Origin of the sequence: Roseovarius sp., from assembly GCF_040223625.1 — a bacterium.
In the GTDB taxonomy this organism is placed as follows: Bacteria; Pseudomonadota; Alphaproteobacteria; order Rhodobacterales; family Rhodobacteraceae; genus Roseovarius.
In genome coordinates, this window is sequence record NZ_JAVKFX010000050.1 from 52,148 (window position 1) to 69,925 (window position 17,778).

The following is a 17,778-nucleotide window of genomic DNA, read 5'->3' on the forward strand; positions in this document are numbered from 1 at the left end:
CGGGTTTTTCTTTGTCTTCAGTTCAATGCGGTCCGTAGTTAATCCAGGAACGCCTTCTCGACCACGTATTCCTTCGGGTCGGAATTGGCGCCCTCGCGCAGGCCGTATTCCTCGAGCATCTCTTTCAGCTCGAGGTTGAAGGCGAGGTTGCCGCAGACCATCGCGCGGTCGGTTTCGGGCGAGAGCGGCTCGACGCCCAGGTCCTCGAACACCTCGCCCTTGCGCATCAGGTCGGTGATGCGGCCCATCTTCGGGCTCTCTTCGCGGGTGGTGGTGGGGTAGTAGCGCAGCTTCTCGTGGAAGCCCTCGCCGATCAATTCCGCCAGCATCTCGTCAGACCGGATGGACTCGATCAGGTCATGGCCGTATTGCAGCTCGCCCACCTCGCGGCAGGTGTGGGTGATGATCACCTCGTCGTAATCCTCGTAGGTCTGCGGATCGCGCAGGAGCGAGGCGAAGGGCGCGAAGCCGGTGCCGGTGGCGAAGAACCAGATCCGCTTGCCGGGCAGCAGCGCGTCATGCACCAGCGTGCCCACGGGCTTGGGCCGCAGGATAATCTCGTCGCCCGGCTGGATGTGCTGCAGGCGCGAGGTGAGCGGGCCGTCCTGCACCTTGATCGAGTAGAACTCCAGCTCGTCATCCCAGGAGGGCGAGGCGATGGAATAGGCGCGCAGCAGCGGCTTTTCCTTGCCGGTCTTGGCGTCCTTCTGCATCAGCCCGATCATCACGAACTCGCCCGAGCGGAAGCGCAGGCTGGCGGGGCGCGACACGCGGAAGGAAAACAGCCGATCGGTCCAGTGCTTCACTTCTGTCACGGTCTGCGCGTCGGGCAGGGTGGGAACTTTCACGGCCTTGGCGTCGGTCACGGTTACGGTCTCGTTCATCAATGCATCCTGCCGGCCTTATGAACCGGCACCTTCTGTTAATCGTTGAGGGCGGTGAGGTGAAGGGGCGTTATCCGCGCAGGCGGGCCTGATAGTCGTGGGCCTGCCAGTTGGCGCGGAATGTCCACTCGTCTTCCGGCTGGCGTTTGGCGAGCTCGTCGGAGATTTCCACCTCGTCGAAACCGGACCGGCGGGCCATGGCGTACTGGTCGGCGATGACGTGGCCGCGGGCGCGGAGGCGGCCGGCGAAGCCCATCAGGCGAAGCTGGCGGGCGATGGTGAAGCCGCGCCCGTCGGCGAAGCTGGGAAAATCGACGCGGATGGCCTCGACGCCGTCCAGCAGGCCCGTAAGGGTGGCCGGGTCGGTGTCGGAGGGCAGGTCGAGCGCCGGGGTGCCGGGCAGCGCCTCTTCCAGCGCGGTGAATTCCCCGTTGAAGCCATCGGGCGAAAAGCCTGTATCGGTCACGATCACGGTCATGCGTTCACTCCTGTCCGGACGAGCTTGCCATCCACGAAATGGATGCCGCACTCGGATTTTTCTTCGCCCCGCCAACGACCTGCACGGATGTCTTCACCTTCCTTCACGGGCGAGGTGCAGGGCATGCAGCCGATCGACGGATAGCCCTTGGCCACCAGCGGATGGCGCGGCAGGCGGTTTTCTTCCATGTAGGTCTGCACGTCCTCGCGGCGCCAGTGGGCCAGCGGGTTGACCTTGATGCGGCCGGTGCCGGGCTCGACCTCGAAGAACTCCAGCGCCTCGCGGCCGTTGCCGTGGAACCGTTTGCGGCCGGTGATCCAGCCGTTGAACGGGGCGAGCGCCTTTAGCAGCGGCACGGTCTTGCGCAGGTCGCAGCAGGCGTCGGTGTCGCGCTGGTGCAGGGTGCGGTCCGGGTCGGTGCGGTCGAGCGCCGCCTGCTCGGCGCGGATGACGCGCACGTCCGTCAGGCCCAGCCGCTCGCTCACCTCCTGCTGGTAGACAAGTGTCTCGGCGAAGAGCATCTCGGTGTCGAGAAAGATCACCGGCGTGTCGCGCTTGGCGACCGACACCATGTGCAGAAGCACGACGGATTCGGCGCCGAAGCTCGACACCAGCGCCAGCTCTCCGGCATCGGGGTCGCGCAGGGCGTGGGCCAGAACGGACGTCGCCGAGTGGTGGCGGTAGCGCTCGTTCAGGCTGGCGACCGTTTTCTCCAGATCATTCAGCGGCATAGGCCTCGGCCTTCTCGTAGAGGGCCGTCTTGAACGGCTCCATTCCGACGCGGCGATAGGCTTGCAGGAAGGTCTCCTGCGGGCCGTCGCGCAGTTCCAGGTAGGCATAGACGATCCGCTCGACCGCCGGGATGATCTCGTCGGCCGAGAAACCGGGGCCGGTGCGGGTGCCGATGGCCGCGTCCTGCGTGCCGTCGCCGCCCAGCGTGATCTGGTAGTTCTCGACGCCCGCGCGATCCAGCCCGAGGATGCCGATATGGCCCACGTGGTGGTGGCCGCAGGCGTTGATGCAGCCCGAGATCTTGATCTTCATGTCGCCGATCTCGTGCTCGAGCTTGAGTTCGTCGAAGCGGGTGGCGATCTCTTGCGCGATGGGGATCGAGCGGGCCGTGGCCAGCGCGCAGTAATCCATGCCGGGGCAGGCGATGATATCGGAAATCAGGCCGATATTCGCCGTGGCGAGCCCGTGCTTCTTGAGCGTGGCGTGGATGGCCGGCAGGTCGGACTTGTGGACATGCGGCAGGATCACGTTCTGCTCGTGGCTGATGCGCAGCTCGTCATGGCCGTATTTGCGGGCGATCTCGGCCATCACGCGCATCTGCTCGGCCGAAGCGTCGCCCGGGGTCGCGCCATGGGCCTTGAGGCTGATCTGCACGATGGCATAGCCGGGCGCGCGGTGCTCGGCCAAGTTGGTGTCGGCCCAGGCCCGGAAGATCGGGTCGGTCTTGTAGGCGGTCTCGTAGACGCCGGTGCCGTCCTCGCGGAAGGCCGGCGCCGCGAAGGCCTGCTTGATCTCCTCGAAAAGCTGCACGTCGATGCCGGTAAAGGCCGGGCGGATCGCCTTGAAACGCTCCTCGACACGGGCACGAATGTCTTCGATTCCATGCTCATGCACGGTGATCTTGATGCGGGCCTTGTACTTGTTGTCGCGCCGACCCAGCAGGTTCCAGACGCTGACGATGGCCTCGACGTAAGGAAGCAGGTCTTCCTGCGGCACGAAGTCGTTCAGCACCTTGCCGATCATCGGCGTCCGGCCAAGGCCGCCGCCGACGACGATGCGATAGCCGATGTCGCCGTCGCGGTCGACGATCTGGATGCCGATATCATGCGCCTTGATGACCGCGCGGTCATTCTCGGCGCCGGTGACGGCGATCTTGAACTTGCGGGGCAGGAACTGGAATTCCGGGTGGTCGGTGGACCATTGGCGCAGCAGCTCTGCCACCGGGCGCGGGTCGGCCACCTCGTCCGCCGCGGCACCGGCGAAATGGTCGGCGGTGACGTTGCGGATGGTGTTCCCGCTGGTCTGGATGGCGTGCATGTTCACCTCGGCCAGCGCATCCAGCATGTCGGGCACGTCCGGCAGCTTGGGCCAGTTGTACTGGATATTCTGGCGCGTGGTGAAGTGGCCATAGCCCTTGTCCCACTTTTCAGCGATGTAGGCGAGCTTGTCCATCTGGCGGCTGTTGATCGTGCCGTAGGGGATGGCGACCCGCAGCATGTAGGCGTGAAGCTGCAGGTAGAGGCCGTTCATCAGGCGGAGCGGCTTGAACTCGTCCTCGGTCAGGTGGCCGGCGACGCGGCGCTCGACCTGGGCGCGGAACTGGCGGTTGCGCTCGGCCACGAAGGCGGCGTCGAATTCGGTATAGTCATACATGGGTCTGCGTCTCCTGCTCGGGGGCGTCGGGTTTGGCCGGCCCTTCGGATTGCTTGCCGTGGAAATAGTTGGAGGGGCCGGTGCGCCGGAAATCCTCGCGGAAATGGGTGGGTTCGGGGCCGTTTTCGCCCGGCGTCGCGTCGGCGAGGTAGACGCCCACGACCGTCTCGGTCTGGGCCGAGGCGAAGAGCAGGCGTTCGTCGGCGACGGCCTCGTCTTCGAGCAGCTCGGCCTGGGCCAGCTCGCGGGTCCAGCTATCGTCGGCGGCGAGGTAGACCACGTCGCCCTCGATCAGGGCGTTGGCCGTGACGACCTTGGGGGTGAATGGTTTGGCCATGTCAGGCAAGCTCCTGTTCGGCTTGGGAAATCTCGGCCTGTGCCGCGCGGGGGGGGAGGCCGTAGAAGGTGAGCGCGGGGCCGGTGAGACCGGCGTCAGAAAGATCCTGCGGCAGCCGGTCGAGCGTGGTGGAGAGCACCCGCTGATCGGGGCGCGAGGCGTTCTCGATCACGGTGACGGGCGTGGCGCGGTCGGCGCCGTGCATGATGAGGCGGCCTTGAATGAAGCGGGCGGATTTCTTGCCCATGTAGATTGCCGCGACCTCGCCCGGGCGGGCGAGTGCCTTCCAGTCGTGGTCGGCGAACCCCTTCATGTCATGGCCGGTGAGGTAACGGACGGAGGAGTTGCGCGTGCGCTTGGTGAGGCTCTGGCCGATGGCGGCGACCGAGGCCGAGGCGGCGGTGATGCCGGGGACCACGTGCCAGCTCAGGCCGGCGGCGTCGACGGCGTCGATCTCTTCGTCGAGGCGGCCAAAGATGGTGGGGTCGCCGCCCTTGAGGCGGACGACCTGGGCGCCATTTGACCCGTGCTCGACGATCAGGCGGCTGATTTCCTCCTGGCTCATGGAGGGGCCGAAGCCTTCCTTGCCGGCGTCGATCAGCACCGCTTCGCGGCGGGCCAGTTCGAGGATCTCGGGCGTGACCAGCCGGTCATGGATGACCACGTCGGCGGTGTCGAGCGCCTTGCGGGCCTTCAGGGTCAACAGTTCCGGATCGCCGGGGCCGGCGCCGACAAAGGCGACATGCCCCTCGGGAGTGGTGGCGTTTTCGTGTTTCACCAGAAGGTCTTGCAAGGCGCTCTTCACTTCGCCTTCGCCGCCGGCATCCATGGCGCGGGGGCCGGCGTTGAAGTAGTAGTCGGCCCAGAAATCGCGGCGGCGGCGGCCGAAGGGCAGCACCTCGACCGCTTTGCGGAACCCCTTGCCGATGCGGGCGAGCGTGCCCAGCGTGGCGGGCAGGCGCGCCTCGAGATCGGCCTTGATGGCGCGGGCCAGCACGGGGGCGGCGCCCTCTGTGCCGATGGCCACGGTCACCGGGTCGCGGTCGACGATGGCGGGGGTGATGAACTGGCTGTCTTCGAGGTTGTCGACGATATTCACCAGCGCGCCGTCGGCGGTGGCGATGGCGGCGGTGCGGGCGTCTTCGGTTGCGTCCTCGTCGGCAGCGTAGAACATGACGGCGCCGGCGGTGTCGCCGGGCTGAAGGGCGCGGCGGGTGAGGGTCAGGCGGCCCTCGGCGGCCCAGGCCTCGATCTCGGGCGCGGGGGCGGGGGTGAAGACGGCCAGCTCTGCCTCAGTCTTCAACAGCAGGCGCAGCTTGGCCAGCGCCGCCTCTCCGCCGCCCGAGAGGGCGACGCGGCGGCCTTCCAGCGCCATGAAGATCGGGAAATGTTTCATCTGTGCCGTCTCCGCGTTGCGATTGACTTCCTCCTCTATATAGAAAATATTCCCGGTTATTCGCCATACGCGAATGGAAATAAGGACATATGTTCCAGTTTGGCGGCAAGCCGGACGGAATGTTCCAGCGGAAGGACAAATCAGGAATGGCTGTTCGCCTCGACGAGCTCGACCGGAAAATCCTTGTGGAATTGCAGCGCGACGGCGGGCAGTCGCTGGACGACATCGCCAAGGCGGTGGGCAGTTCCAAGACGCCCGTGTGGAACCGGATTCGCAAGATGCGCGAGGGCGGGGTGATCCGGCAGCAGACTTTCCTGCTGGATGCTGAAGCCCTGGGGTTCGAGGCGTGTTTCTTCGTGCTGATCCGCACGGCGGAACATGACGCGGAGTGGCAGGCAAGATTTCTCAAGGCGTTAAAGGACCGCCCGGAGGTGCAGGAGGCGCACAGGCTGGCCGGTGATATCGACTATATTCTAAAGGTCGTGGTGGCCAATGCGCGGGCCTATGACACGTTCTACCAGGCGCTGATTTCGGAGGTGAAGGTGCATAACGTGACCGCGCTTCTGTCGATGGAAGAGATCAAGTCGACCACCATGCTGCCGCTGTAATTCAGACGTCGGTATAACGTCGGTATTTTGTCGGTATTACGTCGGTGCGATTCACTGCCCAGCACTTACCAGCACTTAAGCCGTGGCTTCCAGTGCCTTGATGATGGGCGAGAAATCCTCGGCCTTGAGGCTGGCGCCGCCGACCAGCGCGCCGTCGACATTGTCGGTGGCGAAGATCTCGGCCGCGTTGCCCGGTTTGACCGACCCGCCGTAGAGCAGGCGAATGGCGCGGCCCTCGGTCTCGCCGAAACGGCGGATAAGGCGGGCGCGGATGAAATCGTGCACCTCGTCGATCTGCTCGGTCGTGGGGGTCTTGCCGGTGCCGATGGCCCAGACCGGTTCGTAGGCGATGACGGTGTTGGCGCCGGTGGCTATGTCGGGCACGGAGGTGGCGAGCTGGCCGGCGATGATGTCGAGCGTGTTGGCGGCGTCGCGCTGTGCCTCGGATTCGCCGAGGCAGATGATGCCGGTGAGGCCGGCCTCGATGGCCGTGCGGGCCTTTTCGCGGACAAGCGCGCTGGTCTCGTTATGGTCTTCGCGGCGTTCGGAATGGCCGAGGATCACCGCCGTCGCGCCGGCATCGACAAGCATGGCGGCCGAGATGTCGCCGGTGTGGGCGCCCGAGGTCTCGTTATGGCAGTCCTGACCGCCGATGGCGACCGGGCTGCCGACGGCGATGTCCGCGGCCTGGGCCAGGAGCTGGAAGGGCGGGCAGACGAGGATGTCTACAGCCGCCTCGGGATGGGCGGCGGCGATCTTTTCCAGCTCGGCCAGGGCCGCGCGGGTTCCGTTCATCTTCCAGTTGCCGGCGGCCAGCTTGCGCATCATCCCAGTGCCCTCTCCTTTTCTTTTTTCTTAGATCGGGAGGGGTTGGGGTGCAATCCTCACATGCCCTCGAACTTGATCGATTCGCCGCAGCCGCAGGCCTCGGTCACGTTGGGGTTGTTGAAGACGAAGCCGGATTCCAGGAGCGAGGTCTGGTAGTCGATCTCGGTGCCGAAGAGGAACATCTGGGCCATCGGCGCGATCATCACGCGGGCCCCGTCCTGTTCGACGACCTCGTCGTTGGGGTCGACCTCGGTGACGTAATCCATGGTGTACTCCATGCCCGCGCAGCCGCCCTTCTTGACGCCGATGCGCAGGCCCTTGGTGTCGCCCTTGTTCATCAGCTTCGCGATCTGGGACGCGGCTGTCGGGGTCATGGTGACCGCCTGTTTTCCGGGAATGCCGAACATGGAATGATCCTTCTGCCTGCCCCTGAACTTAAGGCCGGAGCGCGCCGATCTCAAGGGCCGGGAGCATCGACAGAAAGCCTTGCGTGGCGAGCGTGACGGCGATGGCCCAGCCGAAGGAGGCGAGCGTGCCGATGATGACGTATTCGGCGGTGCGCTGGTCCTTGGTGGCGGTGCCGAAGCGGAGGAGCGACTTGGCGCCGATCAGGAAGCCGACGCCGATCGGGTGATTGGTGAGGAGGAAGAGGAAGATGAGCCCGCGTTCGAGCAGGCCGATCTGCTGCCCGCCGAGGCGGAGGCCGGCGCTGCGGATGCGGGGGCCATGCGGGCGCATGAGAAGGCCCACGGCGTATTGCCCGGCGATCAGGGTGAGGATCAGCCCCGTGCCCAGCGCCATGAGCGGCAGGAGGGGTGGATAGGCGGCCCAGGGACCGGAGGCCCAGAGGCCGGGGGCATAGACCGCCACGGCGGCGATAGTGGCGACATGGGCGGCCTGGTCGGCGAGGAAGGCGGTGAGGGAGGTGAATCTGCCCCATGTCTTGAGGCCGTCGATGACGAGGTGGGCGGCGGCCAGCGCGAGGAGTTCGGGCGCGTCGGGGCGGCCGATGGCGGCCTGGGCGGTGACCAGCACGATGGCGCCGTGCAGGAGCATCACGTGGGGCCGATGCTTGTTCGCGTTGATCCAGTTGGTCTGGAACAGGAAATCGGCCAGCGCATGGGCGAAGAGGAGGGCGGTGAAGGTCTCGATCATGCGGGGGGCTCGAAATCGTGGGTCTGGAAGGCCCGGCGTGCAGGGCTGAAGGCGGAGAGGCCGGAGCCCTTGAGGCGGGCTTCGAAGGCCTGGCGGCTGATGCCGAGAGTGCGGGCGCGGTCAGAGTTGGTGGTGTGGCTGGGCTCGAGCAGGGTGAGGGCGACCGCCTCGGCCTGTTGGGCGGTCCAGCCGCTGGTGATCCAGTCGGCGAGCGCGATGACGCCGCGCTGCCAGTCGGTGACGCCGTGGCCGGCGATGGCGGCGGTTTCGGTATCGAGGGTTTCGAGCAGGTCGCCGGAAGTGACGAAGGCCGCGCCGGCGGCATCGGAGAGGTCGGCGGTGCCGGGGGAGTCGACCGGGCCGAGGCCGATGGCGATGCGGGTGGCGAGCCCGGTATCGGCCGCGCGCAGGGTGGCGGCGATGGCGAGATACGCGTGGAGGGCAAGGTGCGGATCGGGCAGGAGAACCTGCCAGCCATCGCCGCGGTTCCGGGTGAAGCGAGCTGTGAAACCATGAGTGGTTTCAAGCGATTGCGCGGCGTTCTTCAGGCTGTCCATGGCCGCGTCGACCGCCGCGGCGGAGACGCCGCGGGAGCCGATCAGATCGCCGGTGAAGACAGCCTGCACGCGGGGCATGACTGGGTAACCCTTTGCATTTGGTAAATGCAAGGTATAAGGGTTGCTTTTGGATAATGCAAGTGAAAAGGCTTGCTTGGCGCCGATGCAAGCCAAAAGGCTTGCCTTTACATGAAGCCCAGTTCGAGCCTTGCCTCGTCCGACATCATGTCCATGCCCCAGGGCGGCTCCCACGTGAGTTCGACGTCGACATGCTTGACGCCTTCCAGCGGTTCGATCGCGTCGGCGACCCAGCCGGGCATTTCGCCGGCCACCGGGCAGCCCGGCGCGGTCAGCGTCATGATCACGCGGACGGCGTTTTCCTTGTCGATGTCGATCGTGTAGACCAGCCCGAGATCGTAGATATTCACAGGAATTTCAGGGTCGTAGACGGAACGGCAAGCTTCGACCACCGGTTCGTAGAGCGGGTGTTCCGTGCTGGACGGTGCGATGAGAGGGGTCCCCTCGAGCGGTTCCGGGCTCTGAGTCATCGGGCGTTCCTGAGTTTCCTATCCTGAGGGAACATATAGGATTTATCGGCGGCGGCGTCCAGAGGGGGCGGGGCGTCAGCCGTCCTTCGCCGTGCTGCCCGGCGTGGACTTGCGGCGGCGGATGGGCACGGGGCGGACGCGGGCCTCGATCTGTTCGTAGAGTTTGCCGACGATGTTCTTGCCCGTGGAATTCTCGATGCCCTCGAAACCGGGGGAGGAGTTGACCTCGAGCACCTTGGGCCCGCTTTCCGAGCGCAGCAGGTCGACGCCGGCCATGTTGAGGTCGAAGGCGCGGGCGGCGCGGACGGCGGTTTCGCGTTCCTCCTTGGTGATGCGGACGGATTTGGCGGTACCGCCGCGGTGGAGGTTGGAGCGGAAATCGCCCTCGGCGCCGGTGCGTTTCATCGAGGCCACGACCTTGCCGCCGATGACGAGGCAGCGGATATCCTCGCCCGCCGCCTCCTTGACGAAGCTTTGCACGAGGAAGTTGGCCTTGAGGCCGCGGAAGGCGTCGATGACGGATTCGGCGGCTTTCTTGGTTTCGGCCAGCACGACGCCCTTGCCTTGCGTCGATTCCAGCAGCTTGACGATGAGGGGCGTGGTGCCGACGAGGCTGATGATGTTGGCGGTGTCGCGGGGCGAGCTGGCGAAGGCGGTGTTGGGCATGCCGATGCGGGCGCGGGCCATGATCTGGTGGGCGTAGAGCTTGTCGCGGCTGGCGGAGATGCCGGCGGCGCCGTTGACGCAATAGGTGCCGATGGTCTCGAACTGGCGGATGATGGCGGCGCCGTAGGGGGTGATCGAGGCGCCGATGCGGGGGATCACCGCGTCGAAGCGGGGCAGGCGCTTGCCGTCGTAGTGGACTTCGGGGGCCAGCGCGTTGATGGCCATGTAGCAGCGGGTGGTGTTGATGACCTCGACCGCGTGGCCGCGCTTCTCGCCCTCCTCGACGAGGCGGCGGGTGGAGTAGTTGTCTTCCCGGCTGAGCACGCAGATGCGCAGCGCGCGTTTCGGCGCCACTTCGCGCATGCGGGAGGTGTGGTAGACGTCGTAGCTGAGTTCGGGTTGCAGGAAGCGGTCGGTGGCGGCGATCGAGATGTGATCCTTCATCGCCTGCCGGCCGAGCAGCATCCGCGAGGTCATGGACGAGCGGTTGGTGAGCGTGATCTCGATGGGCCATTTCTGACCGTTGACCAGCAGGGTGCTTTCGATGACGTAGCGCATCTCCTTCTCGCCGTTCGACGAGGCGACTTCGCGCCGGTCGACGATGTTGGCGGAGCAGGGGATCACGAGGTCGTCGCGCCCCGGGATGGGGTGGACGGTGAAGCGCACCTTGGGGCGGGCCTGAGTGCCGAAGGTCTCGATATCGAATGCGTGCAGCGCCGAGGTGCGGGCGCCGGTATCGACCTTGGCGCGCAGGGCGGGGACCCCGAGATCGGGGAGCGATATCCATTCTTCCCATCCGAACTGCAGTGTTTCCGGCGTTTCGGATTGGGTCATGAACCTCTCCCTCATGTCGTTGTTGCGGGCGTCTTGACGCGCCTTGGGCTCTGCCGGCCTGATTCCAGCATGGATGGAGATATGACACAAGGACGTCTTGGCAAATCGGAAAATCCGGTGCATTGGGGCCGCCATGACGCGATTTTCCTTTTCCCTGAACGCCACCGACGGTCCGGCCCGGACCGGGGTGATCTCCACGCCGCGGGGCGAAATACGGACGCCGGCCTTCATGCCGGTGGGCACCGCCGGCACGGTCAAGGCGATGATGCCCGGAAGCGTGCGCGAGACCGGGGCGGATATCCTGCTGGGCAACACCTATCACCTCATGCTGCGGCCCGGGGCGGAGCGGGTGGCAAGGTTGGGCGGGCTGCACGGGTTCATGAACTGGGACAGGCCCATTCTGACCGACAGTGGCGGGTTCCAGGTGATGAGCCTTGCGGGGTTGCGCAAGCTGACCGAGAAGGGCGTGACTTTCAAGAGCCATATCGACGGCTCGAAACACGAGCTGACGCCGGAGCGGTCGATGGAGATCCAGCGGCTGCTGGGCTCGGATGTCGTGATGTGTTTCGACGAGTGCCCGGCGCTGCCCGCGGCCGAGGAGGCGGTGGCCGAGAGCATGCGGTTGTCGATGCGGTGGGCGGCCCGGTCGAAGGAGGCGTTCGGCGACCGGCCCGGTCATGCGCTCTTCGGCATCCAGCAGGGGGGCGTGACGCAGGAGCTGCGGGCCGAGAGCGCCGAGAAGCTGGTGGAGATCGGGTTCGACGGCTACGCGGTCGGCGGGCTGGCCGTGGGCGAGGGGCAGGAAGCGATGTTCGGCGTGCTGGATTACGCGCCGGGGATGCTGCCCGAGGACCGGCCGCGCTACCTTATGGGGGTGGGCAAGCCGGATGACATCGTGGGCGCCGTGAAGCGCGGGATCGACATGATGGATTGCGTGCTGCCCTCGCGCTCTGGCCGGACGGGGCAGGCGTGGACGCGGCGGGGGCAGGTCAACATCAAGAACGCGCGGCACATGGACGACCCGCGCCCGCTGGACGAGGACTGCACCTGTCCGGCCTGCCGGAGTTATTCCCGGGCCTACCTGCACCACGTCTTCCGCAGCCAGGAGATCATCAGCTCGATGCTGCTGACCTGGCACAACCTGCATTATTACCAGCAGATCATGGGCCAGATGCGCGGCGCCATCGCGGCGGGCCGGTTCGCGGAATGGGAGGCGGCGTTCCATGCGGGCCGGGCCGAGGGGGATATCGAGCCGGTCTGAGGGGGCGTGGGGCGAAGACGTCGTTCGGGCCGTGCGCGCACGCGCGCACGGAGCTGTGACCAAGTTGCACGGGCCGGCCCGGGGCCCTGAAAAAGCTGGGGATTTGCCGCTTGCCCCCGGTGTCACAGCGGGGCATGGTTGTCGCAACGAAGGTTGAAAGACGGGGGGGACCGCCCCAGATTAACCTTCTGGAAACGGAGACGGACGGGGCTGCCGATAAACGGGGCCGGAGCCGTCTTGCCAAGAACAGGACAAGAGCATGCAAGAACCCCTCAATAACTCTTACCCGGTGCTGCCGCTGCGTGACATCGTGGTCTTTCCCCACATGATCGTGCCGCTCTTCGTCGGACGCGAGAAATCGGTCCGGGCGCTGGAAGAGGTCATGCAGGACGACAAGCAGATCCTGCTGTCGAGCCAGGTCGACCCGAGCGAGGACGACCCGTCGGCCGACGGTATCTACCGCGCCGGCGTGCTGGCCAACGTGCTGCAGCTTCTGAAGCTGCCCGATGGCACCGTGAAAGTGCTGGTCGAAGGGGTGGCGCGCGTGCGCATCACCGATTACCTCGAGAACGAGGATTTCTTCGAGGCGAAGGCCGAATATCTCAACGAGATGCCGGGCGACGCCGCCACCATCGCCGCGCTGCTGCGCACGGTGACGGACGAGTTCGCGCGCTACGCCAAGGTCAAGAAGAACATCCCCGAGGAGGCCCTGTCGGCCGTGGCCGAGAGCGAGGAGCCCGCGAAGCTGGCCGATCTCGTGGCCGGTCACCTTGGCATCGAGGTGGCGCAGAAGCAGGAGCTTCTGGAGACGCTGAGCGTGAGCGAGCGGCTGGAGAAGGTCTATGGCCTGATGCAGGGCGAGATGAGCGTTCTGCAGGTCGAGAAGAAGATCAAGACCCGCGTCAAGAGCCAGATGGAGCGCACCCAGCGCGAGTACTATCTGAACGAGCAGATGAAGGCCATTCAGAAAGAGCTGGGCGACGGCGAGGACGGCGAGGGCGAGATTGCCGAGCTGGAAGACAAGATCGCCGAGACCAAGCTGTCGAAGGAGGCGCGCGAGAAGGCCGAGGGCGAGCTGAAGAAGCTCAAGAACATGAGCCCGATGAGCGCCGAGGCGACGGTTGTGCGCAACTACCTCGACTGGATGCTGAGCATTCCGTGGAACAAGAAGAGCCGGGTCAAGAAGGACCTGGGACGCGCCGAGGAGATCCTCGACGCCGATCACCACGGGCTTGAGAAGGTGAAGGAACGGATCGTCGAGTACCTGGCGGTGCAGCAGCGTTCGAAGAAGCTGAAGGGCCCGATCATGTGCCTTGTCGGCCCTCCGGGCGTGGGCAAGACGTCGCTGGGTCAGTCGGTAGCGCGGGCCACGGGGCGCGAGTTCATCCGCATCAGCCTTGGCGGCGTGCGCGATGAAAGCGAGATCCGCGGCCACCGCCGGACCTATATCGGCTCGATGCCGGGCAAGATCATCCAGGCGCTGAAGAAGGCCAAGTCGACCAACCCGCTCATCCTGCTCGACGAGATCGACAAGATGGGACAGGATTTCCGCGGCGACCCGGCCAGTGCGATGCTGGAGGTTCTGGACCCGGAACAGAACGGCACCTTCGTGGACCACTACCTTGAAGTGGAATACGACCTGTCGAACGTCATGTTCCTGACCACGGCCAACAGCTACAACATGCCCGAGCCGCTGAAGGACCGGATGGAGATCATCCCGCTGGCGGGCTACACCGAGGACGAAAAGCGCGAGATCGCCAAGCAGCACCTCGTTCCGAAGCAGATCAAGAACCACGGTCTGAAGAAGAAGGAGTTCGAGCTGACCGACGAGGCGCTGACCGACATCATCCGCCTCTATACGCGGGAGGCCGGTGTGCGGAACCTCGAGCGTGAGATCGCCAAGGTGGCGCGGAAGGCCGTGACCCGGATCATCCGGAAGAAGGACGAGACGATCACGGTGACGCGCGAGAACCTGGGCGACTTCCTGGGCGTGAAGAAGTACAAGTTCGGCCTGGCCGAGGAGCGTGACCAGGTCGGTGTCGTGACCGGGCTGGCCTATACGTCGGTCGGGGGCGAGCTTCTGAACATCGAGGCGCTGCGCCTGCCGGGCAAGGGCCGGATGAAGACCACCGGGACGCTGGGCGACGTGATGAAGGAGTCGATCGACGCGGCCAGTTCCTATGTGCGGTCGATCGCGCCGGAGATTGGCGTGAAGCCGCCGCAGTTCGAGAAGTGGGATATCCACGTGCACGTGCCCGAAGGTGCGACGCCCAAGGACGGGCCGAGCGCGGGGCTTGCCATGGTGACCTCGATCGTTTCGGTGCTGTCGGGCATCCCGGTGCGCAAGGATATCGCGATGACCGGCGAGGTGACGCTGCGCGGCAACGCGCTGCCGATTGGCGGGCTGAAGGAGAAGCTTCTGGCGGCGCTCAGGGGCGGTATCAAGACCGTGCTGATCCCGCGGGAGAACGAGAAGGACCTGACCGAGATCCCCGACAACGTGAAGGAGGGGCTCAAGATCGTGCCCGTCGATCACGTGCGCGACGTGCTGAAGCTGGCGCTTGTGGAGACGCCGGAGCCCGTCGACTGGGACGAGGCCGCCGAGGAGGCCGCCGCGGCCGAGGCCGCGCGGAAATCCGGCGAGGGGTCGGGCGCGGTGGCGCACTGATCCTTCGGTGTTATGAGATGGGAAAGGGCGTCCTTCGGGGCGCCCTTTTTCTTTGGTGGGGGTGGAGTGGTGGGTTGGCACCCACCCTACGGGGCACGGTTGCCCGCCCCGGGCCTGGCCCGGGGCCTCTGGAGGCGCGCGGTCCCGGCTCGGGGGCCGGGACGGGATTGTTTTGGGGGGGCCGTGGCGCCGGGCGAGCGACGGTGGTCTGCTTCCCGGGCGGCGGGGGGCAGGGTGCGCGGGCCCAAGCGTGTCGGGCCGCCCGCGAAGGGCGGCCTCCCGTGTCAGAGGGCCGGGGTCAGATGGCCGGGGTCAGAGCGCCCCGCGTCAGAAGGCCAGTGTCAGAGAGACGGGCCGAGGATGATGGCGATCACCGCCACGGCCGCGATCAGGCCCTCGACATTCGAGGAGTTGTCGACGGCGTCGACCATGACCACGTCGGGTGTGACGACAGGATCGGAAAGCGAGCCCGCGTGGGCGGTTCCTGCGACCAGCAGGGACGCAATTGCGGCGGCGGCCAAAGTCTTTTTCACGGTATTCCCCCAATACTACATCTAGACCGATTAAAAAAGCGAACCTACCACACGTCAACTTGCAGGTAGTCAAAAGACAGGAGAATCGGTAGGCTTCCCGCATAATTGAAGCAAAAGAGGCACACCATGGCAGCGAGAACGGCCGGATCGGGCAAGTCCGGGTCTTCCACCAGGGCTTCCACGACGAAAAAATCCACCTCGACCAAGCCGGCACGGGCGGCGACCAAGCTGGCGCCGGGCAGCGCCTCGGCGGCGGCCGCGGCGGCGGCCAGGGCGGAGGTGGCGGGCGAGAGCGCGGCCGAAAGCGTGGCCGATAGCGGCGGCGCCGAGCTGAAGAAGCGTGAGCTGATCGACGAGGTGGTCAGGCGCTCGGGCGTGCGCAAGAAATTCGCCAAGCCGGTGATCGAGGCGATGATCGACGTGCTGGGCGAGGCGATCGCCGAGGGCCGCGAGGTCAACCTGCAGCCCTTCGGCAAGATCAAGCAGCAGCGCACCAAGGACACCGCCAACGCTCGCATCACCGTGGCCCGCATCCGCCAGAGCAAGAGCGCGGGGCCGGCGCTTGACCCGGAAGACCGCGCGGATGACGATAATTCGAACGAGACGGTTGCAGAGACCGTGGAGTAGCGCTAAGAGACGCGGCGGCGGGTGATTAGCTCAGTGGTAGAGCGCTTCGTTCACATCGAAGATGTCAGGAGTTCGAATCTCTTATCACCCACCATTTTCCCTTGATTTGCAGCGGGTTGCACGATGGCGGAGCTTCCCCCGATCTGGTTTCTGCGCCATGGCCAGACCGAATGGAACCTTGAAGGGCGGCTTCAGGGGCACAAGGATTCGGCCCTGACGGCGCTTGGCCGGAGCCAAGCGGCGCGGCAGGCGCGGATATTGCCGGATATATTGGAGCAGGTGGCCGAGGGGGCGGGCGGGTGTTACGCCTCGCCGCTGGGCCGCGCGCAGGAGACGGCGCGGATCGCGCTGGCGGGGCGGGATTTCGTGACCGATCCGCGGCTTTCGGAGATTGCCACGGGCGACTGGGAAGGCCGGCTGCGGGCCGAGGTGGCGACGGGCGAGGGTGACCTCTTCCTTTATGCCGGGGCGCCGGGCGGCGAGGGGCTGGAGGCGCTTCAGGCGCGGGTGGCGTCCTTCCTGGCCGATCTGGAGGGCCCCAGCGTGGTGGTGTCGCACGGGCTTCTGGGCAAGGTGCTGCGGGGGCAGGCCTGTGGGCTGGACGTGCAGGGCATGGACCGGCTGAGCAACCTTCAGGGTTGCGTGTATCTGCTTGAAAACGGGGAAGAAACTGTGCTTGAGGCGCCGTAGGGCCGTGGGCCTCAGAGCGTGAGCAGGTATTTCTGCATCCCCTCGACCACGAGCGTGCCGTCCTGGTTGGGGATGGTGATGGCGAGCTCCATCACGCCGGTGGTCTTGCCGGGAGTGAGGGAGGTGATCTCGAAGGTCGGGTAGAGCGTGTCGCCGCAATAGACGGGGGCGAGGAAGCGGCTGGATTGCTCGAGGAAACCGATGAGGGCGTCGCCCATCTCGTGGGCGAGGGGGGAGGCGCCGATGGCGGCCTGGATGAGCGTCTGGTAGCCGTGGGCGTAGAGTTCGGGGTGGTCGCGGCGCGCGAGGTAGGCGCGGTCGTAATGGATCGGGTGGTTGTCGCCGGAGGCCGCCTGGAACGCGGCGAAGACGCCCTCGGTCATGGTGCGGGAGGGGGCGCGGAAGACCTCGCCCACGCGGAACGCGGCGAAGGGGCGGGGCGTGTGTGTCCAGTGTGCTGCGGGGTCGAAGCTCATGGCCGCCATGAAGGCGTGCGGCGGCGCGGCTGTCAATCGCCACCTTGCCACTTGCGCGCCCGCGCCGGTCTTTGTATGAGGCGCGTCACGGGGTCGTTAGCTCAGTTGGTAGAGCGCTTCGTTTACACCGAAGATGTCGGGAGTTCGAGTCTCTCACGACCCACCATTTCCCCCTTTCTTTCTGCTTTTTCGCCGCGTTTCGCGCGGAACCCGTTCGCCCTATCGCAGGTTAAGATCACCGGAGGGTTAACGCCCCGGTCCGGGCACCGATCGCGCGGGGAGGCACGGCCCGCTGGTCAAACGAGACTGCGTTCGTATATGCTGCCATCCATTGGGGATCTCCGGGACGGTCCGGGGGTCGAGCGAGGCATTGCACGCGATTGATAGTTTGAAGGCGGCCGGCGGTTTACCGGGAGGGTCGCTGCGACATTGAGGAGACTTGATGCGGAAGAGACTGACGCCGGTTGGCGGGTCATGGGCGGAAACGCTGGCGGCCATCCGGGAAAGCCTTGAAGACAAGCCGGACGGGGCGCTGCGGCCGGAGGAGCTGGCCATGCTGGAGGATTGGTACACCGCCTGCGAGGACCCCGAGCAGCGGCGGCGGCTGGGCCAGATCATGCGGGCCCTGGGCCGCGGAGAGTGAGCGGGGGCGCGGCGGGGAAGAAAAGCCGCGAATTCGGTGTTTCGGGTGCTTGACGGGGCCGGGCCACGGGCTTAAGAAGCGCATCACGTCAGGGGCACGCCCCGGACGGGCAGCGGGCGGTTGTAGCTCAGTTGGTTAGAGTGCCGGCCTGTCACGCCGGAGGTCGCGGGTTCGAGCCCCGTCAACCGCGCCACTTTCCTTCCC

Annotated in this window: 20 protein-coding genes and 3 tRNA genes; 9 read left to right on the forward strand and 14 right to left on the reverse strand. The window is 66.0% G+C overall.

The window, feature by feature from the left end:
• Positions 1–38 precede the first annotated feature (38 nt).
• The 6 genes from RLN94_RS15855 to cysG form a co-directional block, all read right to left on the reverse strand.
• Positions 39–884, reverse strand: a complete 846-nt coding sequence (locus RLN94_RS15855; protein ID WP_350080076.1) for a ferredoxin--NADP reductase — start codon at positions 882–884, stop codon at positions 39–41.
• A gap of 70 nt (positions 885–954) precedes the next feature.
• Positions 955–1,362 (reverse strand): DUF934 domain-containing protein, encoded by a 408-nt coding sequence (locus RLN94_RS15860; RefSeq protein WP_350080078.1) that lies wholly within the window; start codon positions 1,360–1,362, stop codon positions 955–957.
• Positions 1,359–2,093 (reverse strand): phosphoadenylyl-sulfate reductase, encoded by a 735-nt coding sequence (locus RLN94_RS15865; protein ID WP_350080080.1) that lies wholly within the window; start codon positions 2,091–2,093, stop codon positions 1,359–1,361. Before RLN94_RS15865 ends, RLN94_RS15860 begins: the two co-directional genes overlap by 4 nt.
• A complete protein-coding gene (locus tag RLN94_RS15870; RefSeq protein ID WP_350080082.1) occupies positions 2,080–3,747 on the reverse strand; it encodes a nitrite/sulfite reductase in 1,668 nt (555 codons plus the stop codon). The genes RLN94_RS15865 and RLN94_RS15870 overlap by 14 nt, the downstream gene beginning before the upstream one ends.
• On the reverse strand, positions 3,740–4,084 hold the full coding sequence (locus RLN94_RS15875) for a DUF2849 domain-containing protein (RefSeq protein ID WP_350080084.1): 345 nt from the start codon (positions 4,082–4,084) through the stop codon (positions 3,740–3,742). The genes RLN94_RS15870 and RLN94_RS15875 overlap by 8 nt, the downstream gene beginning before the upstream one ends.
• A 1-nt stretch (position 4,085) precedes the next feature.
• Positions 4,086–5,480, reverse strand: a complete 1,395-nt coding sequence (gene cysG, locus RLN94_RS15880; protein ID WP_350080086.1) for a siroheme synthase CysG — start codon at positions 5,478–5,480, stop codon at positions 4,086–4,088.
• A 146-nt stretch (positions 5,481–5,626) separates the two neighbouring features.
• Between cysG and RLN94_RS15885 the strand changes: the two genes are divergently transcribed.
• Positions 5,627–6,088, forward strand: a complete 462-nt coding sequence (locus RLN94_RS15885; RefSeq protein ID WP_350130854.1) for an Lrp/AsnC family transcriptional regulator — start codon at positions 5,627–5,629, stop codon at positions 6,086–6,088.
• A 75-nt stretch (positions 6,089–6,163) separates the two neighbouring features.
• Here RLN94_RS15885 and tpiA read toward each other — a convergent pair whose 3' ends face one another.
• From tpiA to rimK, 6 genes are all read right to left on the reverse strand, one after another.
• Complete coding sequence (gene tpiA / locus RLN94_RS15890; protein ID WP_350080090.1) at positions 6,164–6,916, reverse strand: triose-phosphate isomerase; 753 nt, start codon at positions 6,914–6,916, stop codon at positions 6,164–6,166.
• Positions 6,917–6,972: 56 nt separating this feature from the next.
• Complete coding sequence (locus RLN94_RS15895) at positions 6,973–7,323, reverse strand: HesB/IscA family protein (RefSeq protein WP_350080092.1); 351 nt, start codon at positions 7,321–7,323, stop codon at positions 6,973–6,975.
• A gap of 28 nt (positions 7,324–7,351) precedes the next feature.
• Positions 7,352–8,071 (reverse strand): DUF3307 domain-containing protein, encoded by a 720-nt coding sequence (locus RLN94_RS15900; protein ID WP_350080095.1) that lies wholly within the window; start codon positions 8,069–8,071, stop codon positions 7,352–7,354.
• Positions 8,068–8,706: a hypothetical protein gene (locus RLN94_RS15905; RefSeq protein WP_350080097.1), complete on the reverse strand. Its 639-nt coding sequence runs from the start codon at positions 8,704–8,706 to the stop codon at positions 8,068–8,070. The genes RLN94_RS15900 and RLN94_RS15905 overlap by 4 nt, the downstream gene beginning before the upstream one ends.
• A 107-nt stretch (positions 8,707–8,813) precedes the next feature.
• A complete protein-coding gene (locus RLN94_RS15910) occupies positions 8,814–9,176 on the reverse strand; it encodes an SUF system Fe-S cluster assembly protein (protein ID WP_300894126.1) in 363 nt (120 codons plus the stop codon).
• Between the two features lie 75 nt (positions 9,177–9,251).
• On the reverse strand, positions 9,252–10,676 hold the full coding sequence (gene rimK, locus RLN94_RS15915) for a 30S ribosomal protein S6--L-glutamate ligase (RefSeq protein ID WP_350130855.1): 1,425 nt from the start codon (positions 10,674–10,676) through the stop codon (positions 9,252–9,254).
• A 133-nt stretch (positions 10,677–10,809) separates the two neighbouring features.
• On the opposite strand from rimK, the gene tgt reads away from it, so the two are divergent.
• Both tgt and lon read left to right on the forward strand, forming a co-directional pair.
• Complete coding sequence (tgt, locus tag RLN94_RS15920; protein ID WP_350080099.1) at positions 10,810–11,937, forward strand: tRNA guanosine(34) transglycosylase Tgt; 1,128 nt, start codon at positions 10,810–10,812, stop codon at positions 11,935–11,937.
• Positions 11,938–12,196: 259 nt separating this feature from the next.
• Positions 12,197–14,605: an endopeptidase La gene (gene lon, locus RLN94_RS15925; protein ID WP_350169245.1), complete on the forward strand. Its 2,409-nt coding sequence runs from the start codon at positions 12,197–12,199 to the stop codon at positions 14,603–14,605.
• 341 nt (positions 14,606–14,946) lie between these two features.
• On the opposite strand, the gene RLN94_RS15930 is transcribed toward lon, so the two are convergent.
• The gene (locus tag RLN94_RS15930; RefSeq protein ID WP_350080101.1) at positions 14,947–15,138 is read right to left on the reverse strand and encodes a hypothetical protein; all 192 of its coding nucleotides are present in this window, start codon (positions 15,136–15,138) and stop codon (positions 14,947–14,949) included.
• A 126-nt stretch (positions 15,139–15,264) separates the two neighbouring features.
• Between RLN94_RS15930 and RLN94_RS15935 the strand changes: the two genes are divergently transcribed.
• The 3 genes from RLN94_RS15935 to RLN94_RS15945 all read left to right on the forward strand — a co-directional run bounded on the left by RLN94_RS15935 (position 15,265) and on the right by RLN94_RS15945 (position 16,455).
• Positions 15,265–15,765: an HU family DNA-binding protein gene (locus RLN94_RS15935; RefSeq protein WP_350080103.1), complete on the forward strand. Its 501-nt coding sequence runs from the start codon at positions 15,265–15,267 to the stop codon at positions 15,763–15,765.
• A 19-nt stretch (positions 15,766–15,784) separates the two neighbouring features.
• Positions 15,785–15,859: transfer RNA gene (locus RLN94_RS15940), tRNA-Val, on the forward strand.
• 29 nt (positions 15,860–15,888) lie between these two features.
• Positions 15,889–16,455, forward strand: a complete 567-nt coding sequence (locus RLN94_RS15945) for a histidine phosphatase family protein (protein WP_350080105.1) — start codon at positions 15,889–15,891, stop codon at positions 16,453–16,455.
• Between the two features lie 11 nt (positions 16,456–16,466).
• Here the strand turns inward: RLN94_RS15945 and RLN94_RS15950 are convergent, their stop codons facing one another.
• Positions 16,467–16,967 carry a MaoC family dehydratase gene (locus RLN94_RS15950; RefSeq protein ID WP_350080107.1) on the reverse strand — a complete coding sequence of 167 codons (501 nt, stop codon included), beginning with the start codon at positions 16,965–16,967 and terminating at the stop codon, positions 16,467–16,469.
• A gap of 54 nt (positions 16,968–17,021) precedes the next feature.
• On the opposite strand from RLN94_RS15950, the gene RLN94_RS15955 reads away from it, so the two are divergent.
• From RLN94_RS15955 to RLN94_RS15965, 3 genes are all read left to right on the forward strand, one after another.
• A tRNA-Val gene (locus RLN94_RS15955) sits at positions 17,022–17,097 on the forward strand.
• A 276-nt stretch (positions 17,098–17,373) separates the two neighbouring features.
• The gene (locus RLN94_RS15960; RefSeq protein ID WP_350080109.1) at positions 17,374–17,574 is read left to right on the forward strand and encodes a hypothetical protein; all 201 of its coding nucleotides are present in this window, start codon (positions 17,374–17,376) and stop codon (positions 17,572–17,574) included.
• A gap of 116 nt (positions 17,575–17,690) precedes the next feature.
• Positions 17,691–17,767: transfer RNA gene (locus RLN94_RS15965), tRNA-Asp, on the forward strand.
• The last annotated feature ends 11 nt before the right edge of the window (positions 17,768–17,778 follow it).

Excerpts from the sequence above, each read along its gene's own strand:
- RLN94_RS15865 (WP_350080080.1), bottom strand. The coding sequence starts at position 2,093 with ATGCCGCTGAATGATCTGGAGAAAACGGTCGCCAGCCTGAACGAGCGC.
- RLN94_RS15960 (WP_350080109.1), top strand. The coding sequence starts at position 17,374 with ATGCGGAAGAGACTGACGCCGGTTGGCGGGTCATGGGCGGAAACGCTG.
- lon (WP_350169245.1), top strand. The coding sequence starts at position 12,197 with ATGCAAGAACCCCTCAATAACTCTTACCCGGTGCTGCCGCTGCGTGAC.
- RLN94_RS15875 (WP_350080084.1), bottom strand. The coding sequence starts at position 4,084 with ATGGCCAAACCATTCACCCCCAAGGTCGTCACGGCCAACGCCCTGATC.
- RLN94_RS15935 (WP_350080103.1), top strand. The coding sequence starts at position 15,265 with ATGGCAGCGAGAACGGCCGGATCGGGCAAGTCCGGGTCTTCCACCAGG.
- cysG (WP_350080086.1), bottom strand. The coding sequence starts at position 5,480 with ATGAAACATTTCCCGATCTTCATGGCGCTGGAAGGCCGCCGCGTCGCC.
- RLN94_RS15895 (WP_350080092.1), bottom strand. The coding sequence starts at position 7,323 with ATGTTCGGCATTCCCGGAAAACAGGCGGTCACCATGACCCCGACAGCC.
- RLN94_RS15870 (WP_350080082.1), bottom strand. The coding sequence starts at position 3,747 with ATGTATGACTATACCGAATTCGACGCCGCCTTCGTGGCCGAGCGCAAC.
- RLN94_RS15860 (WP_350080078.1), bottom strand. The coding sequence starts at position 1,362 with ATGACCGTGATCGTGACCGATACAGGCTTTTCGCCCGATGGCTTCAAC.
- tpiA (WP_350080090.1), bottom strand. The coding sequence starts at position 6,916 with ATGATGCGCAAGCTGGCCGCCGGCAACTGGAAGATGAACGGAACCCGC.
- RLN94_RS15885 (WP_350130854.1), top strand. The coding sequence starts at position 5,627 with ATGGCTGTTCGCCTCGACGAGCTCGACCGGAAAATCCTTGTGGAATTG.
- RLN94_RS15855 (WP_350080076.1), bottom strand. The coding sequence starts at position 884 with ATGAACGAGACCGTAACCGTGACCGACGCCAAGGCCGTGAAAGTTCCC.
- RLN94_RS15945 (WP_350080105.1), top strand. The coding sequence starts at position 15,889 with ATGGCGGAGCTTCCCCCGATCTGGTTTCTGCGCCATGGCCAGACCGAA.
- RLN94_RS15910 (WP_300894126.1), bottom strand. The coding sequence starts at position 9,176 with ATGACTCAGAGCCCGGAACCGCTCGAGGGGACCCCTCTCATCGCACCG.
- RLN94_RS15905 (WP_350080097.1), bottom strand. The coding sequence starts at position 8,706 with ATGCCCCGCGTGCAGGCTGTCTTCACCGGCGATCTGATCGGCTCCCGC.
- rimK (WP_350130855.1), bottom strand. The coding sequence starts at position 10,676 with ATGACCCAATCCGAAACGCCGGAAACACTGCAGTTCGGATGGGAAGAA.
- RLN94_RS15900 (WP_350080095.1), bottom strand. The coding sequence starts at position 8,071 with ATGATCGAGACCTTCACCGCCCTCCTCTTCGCCCATGCGCTGGCCGAT.
- tgt (WP_350080099.1), top strand. The coding sequence starts at position 10,810 with ATGACGCGATTTTCCTTTTCCCTGAACGCCACCGACGGTCCGGCCCGG.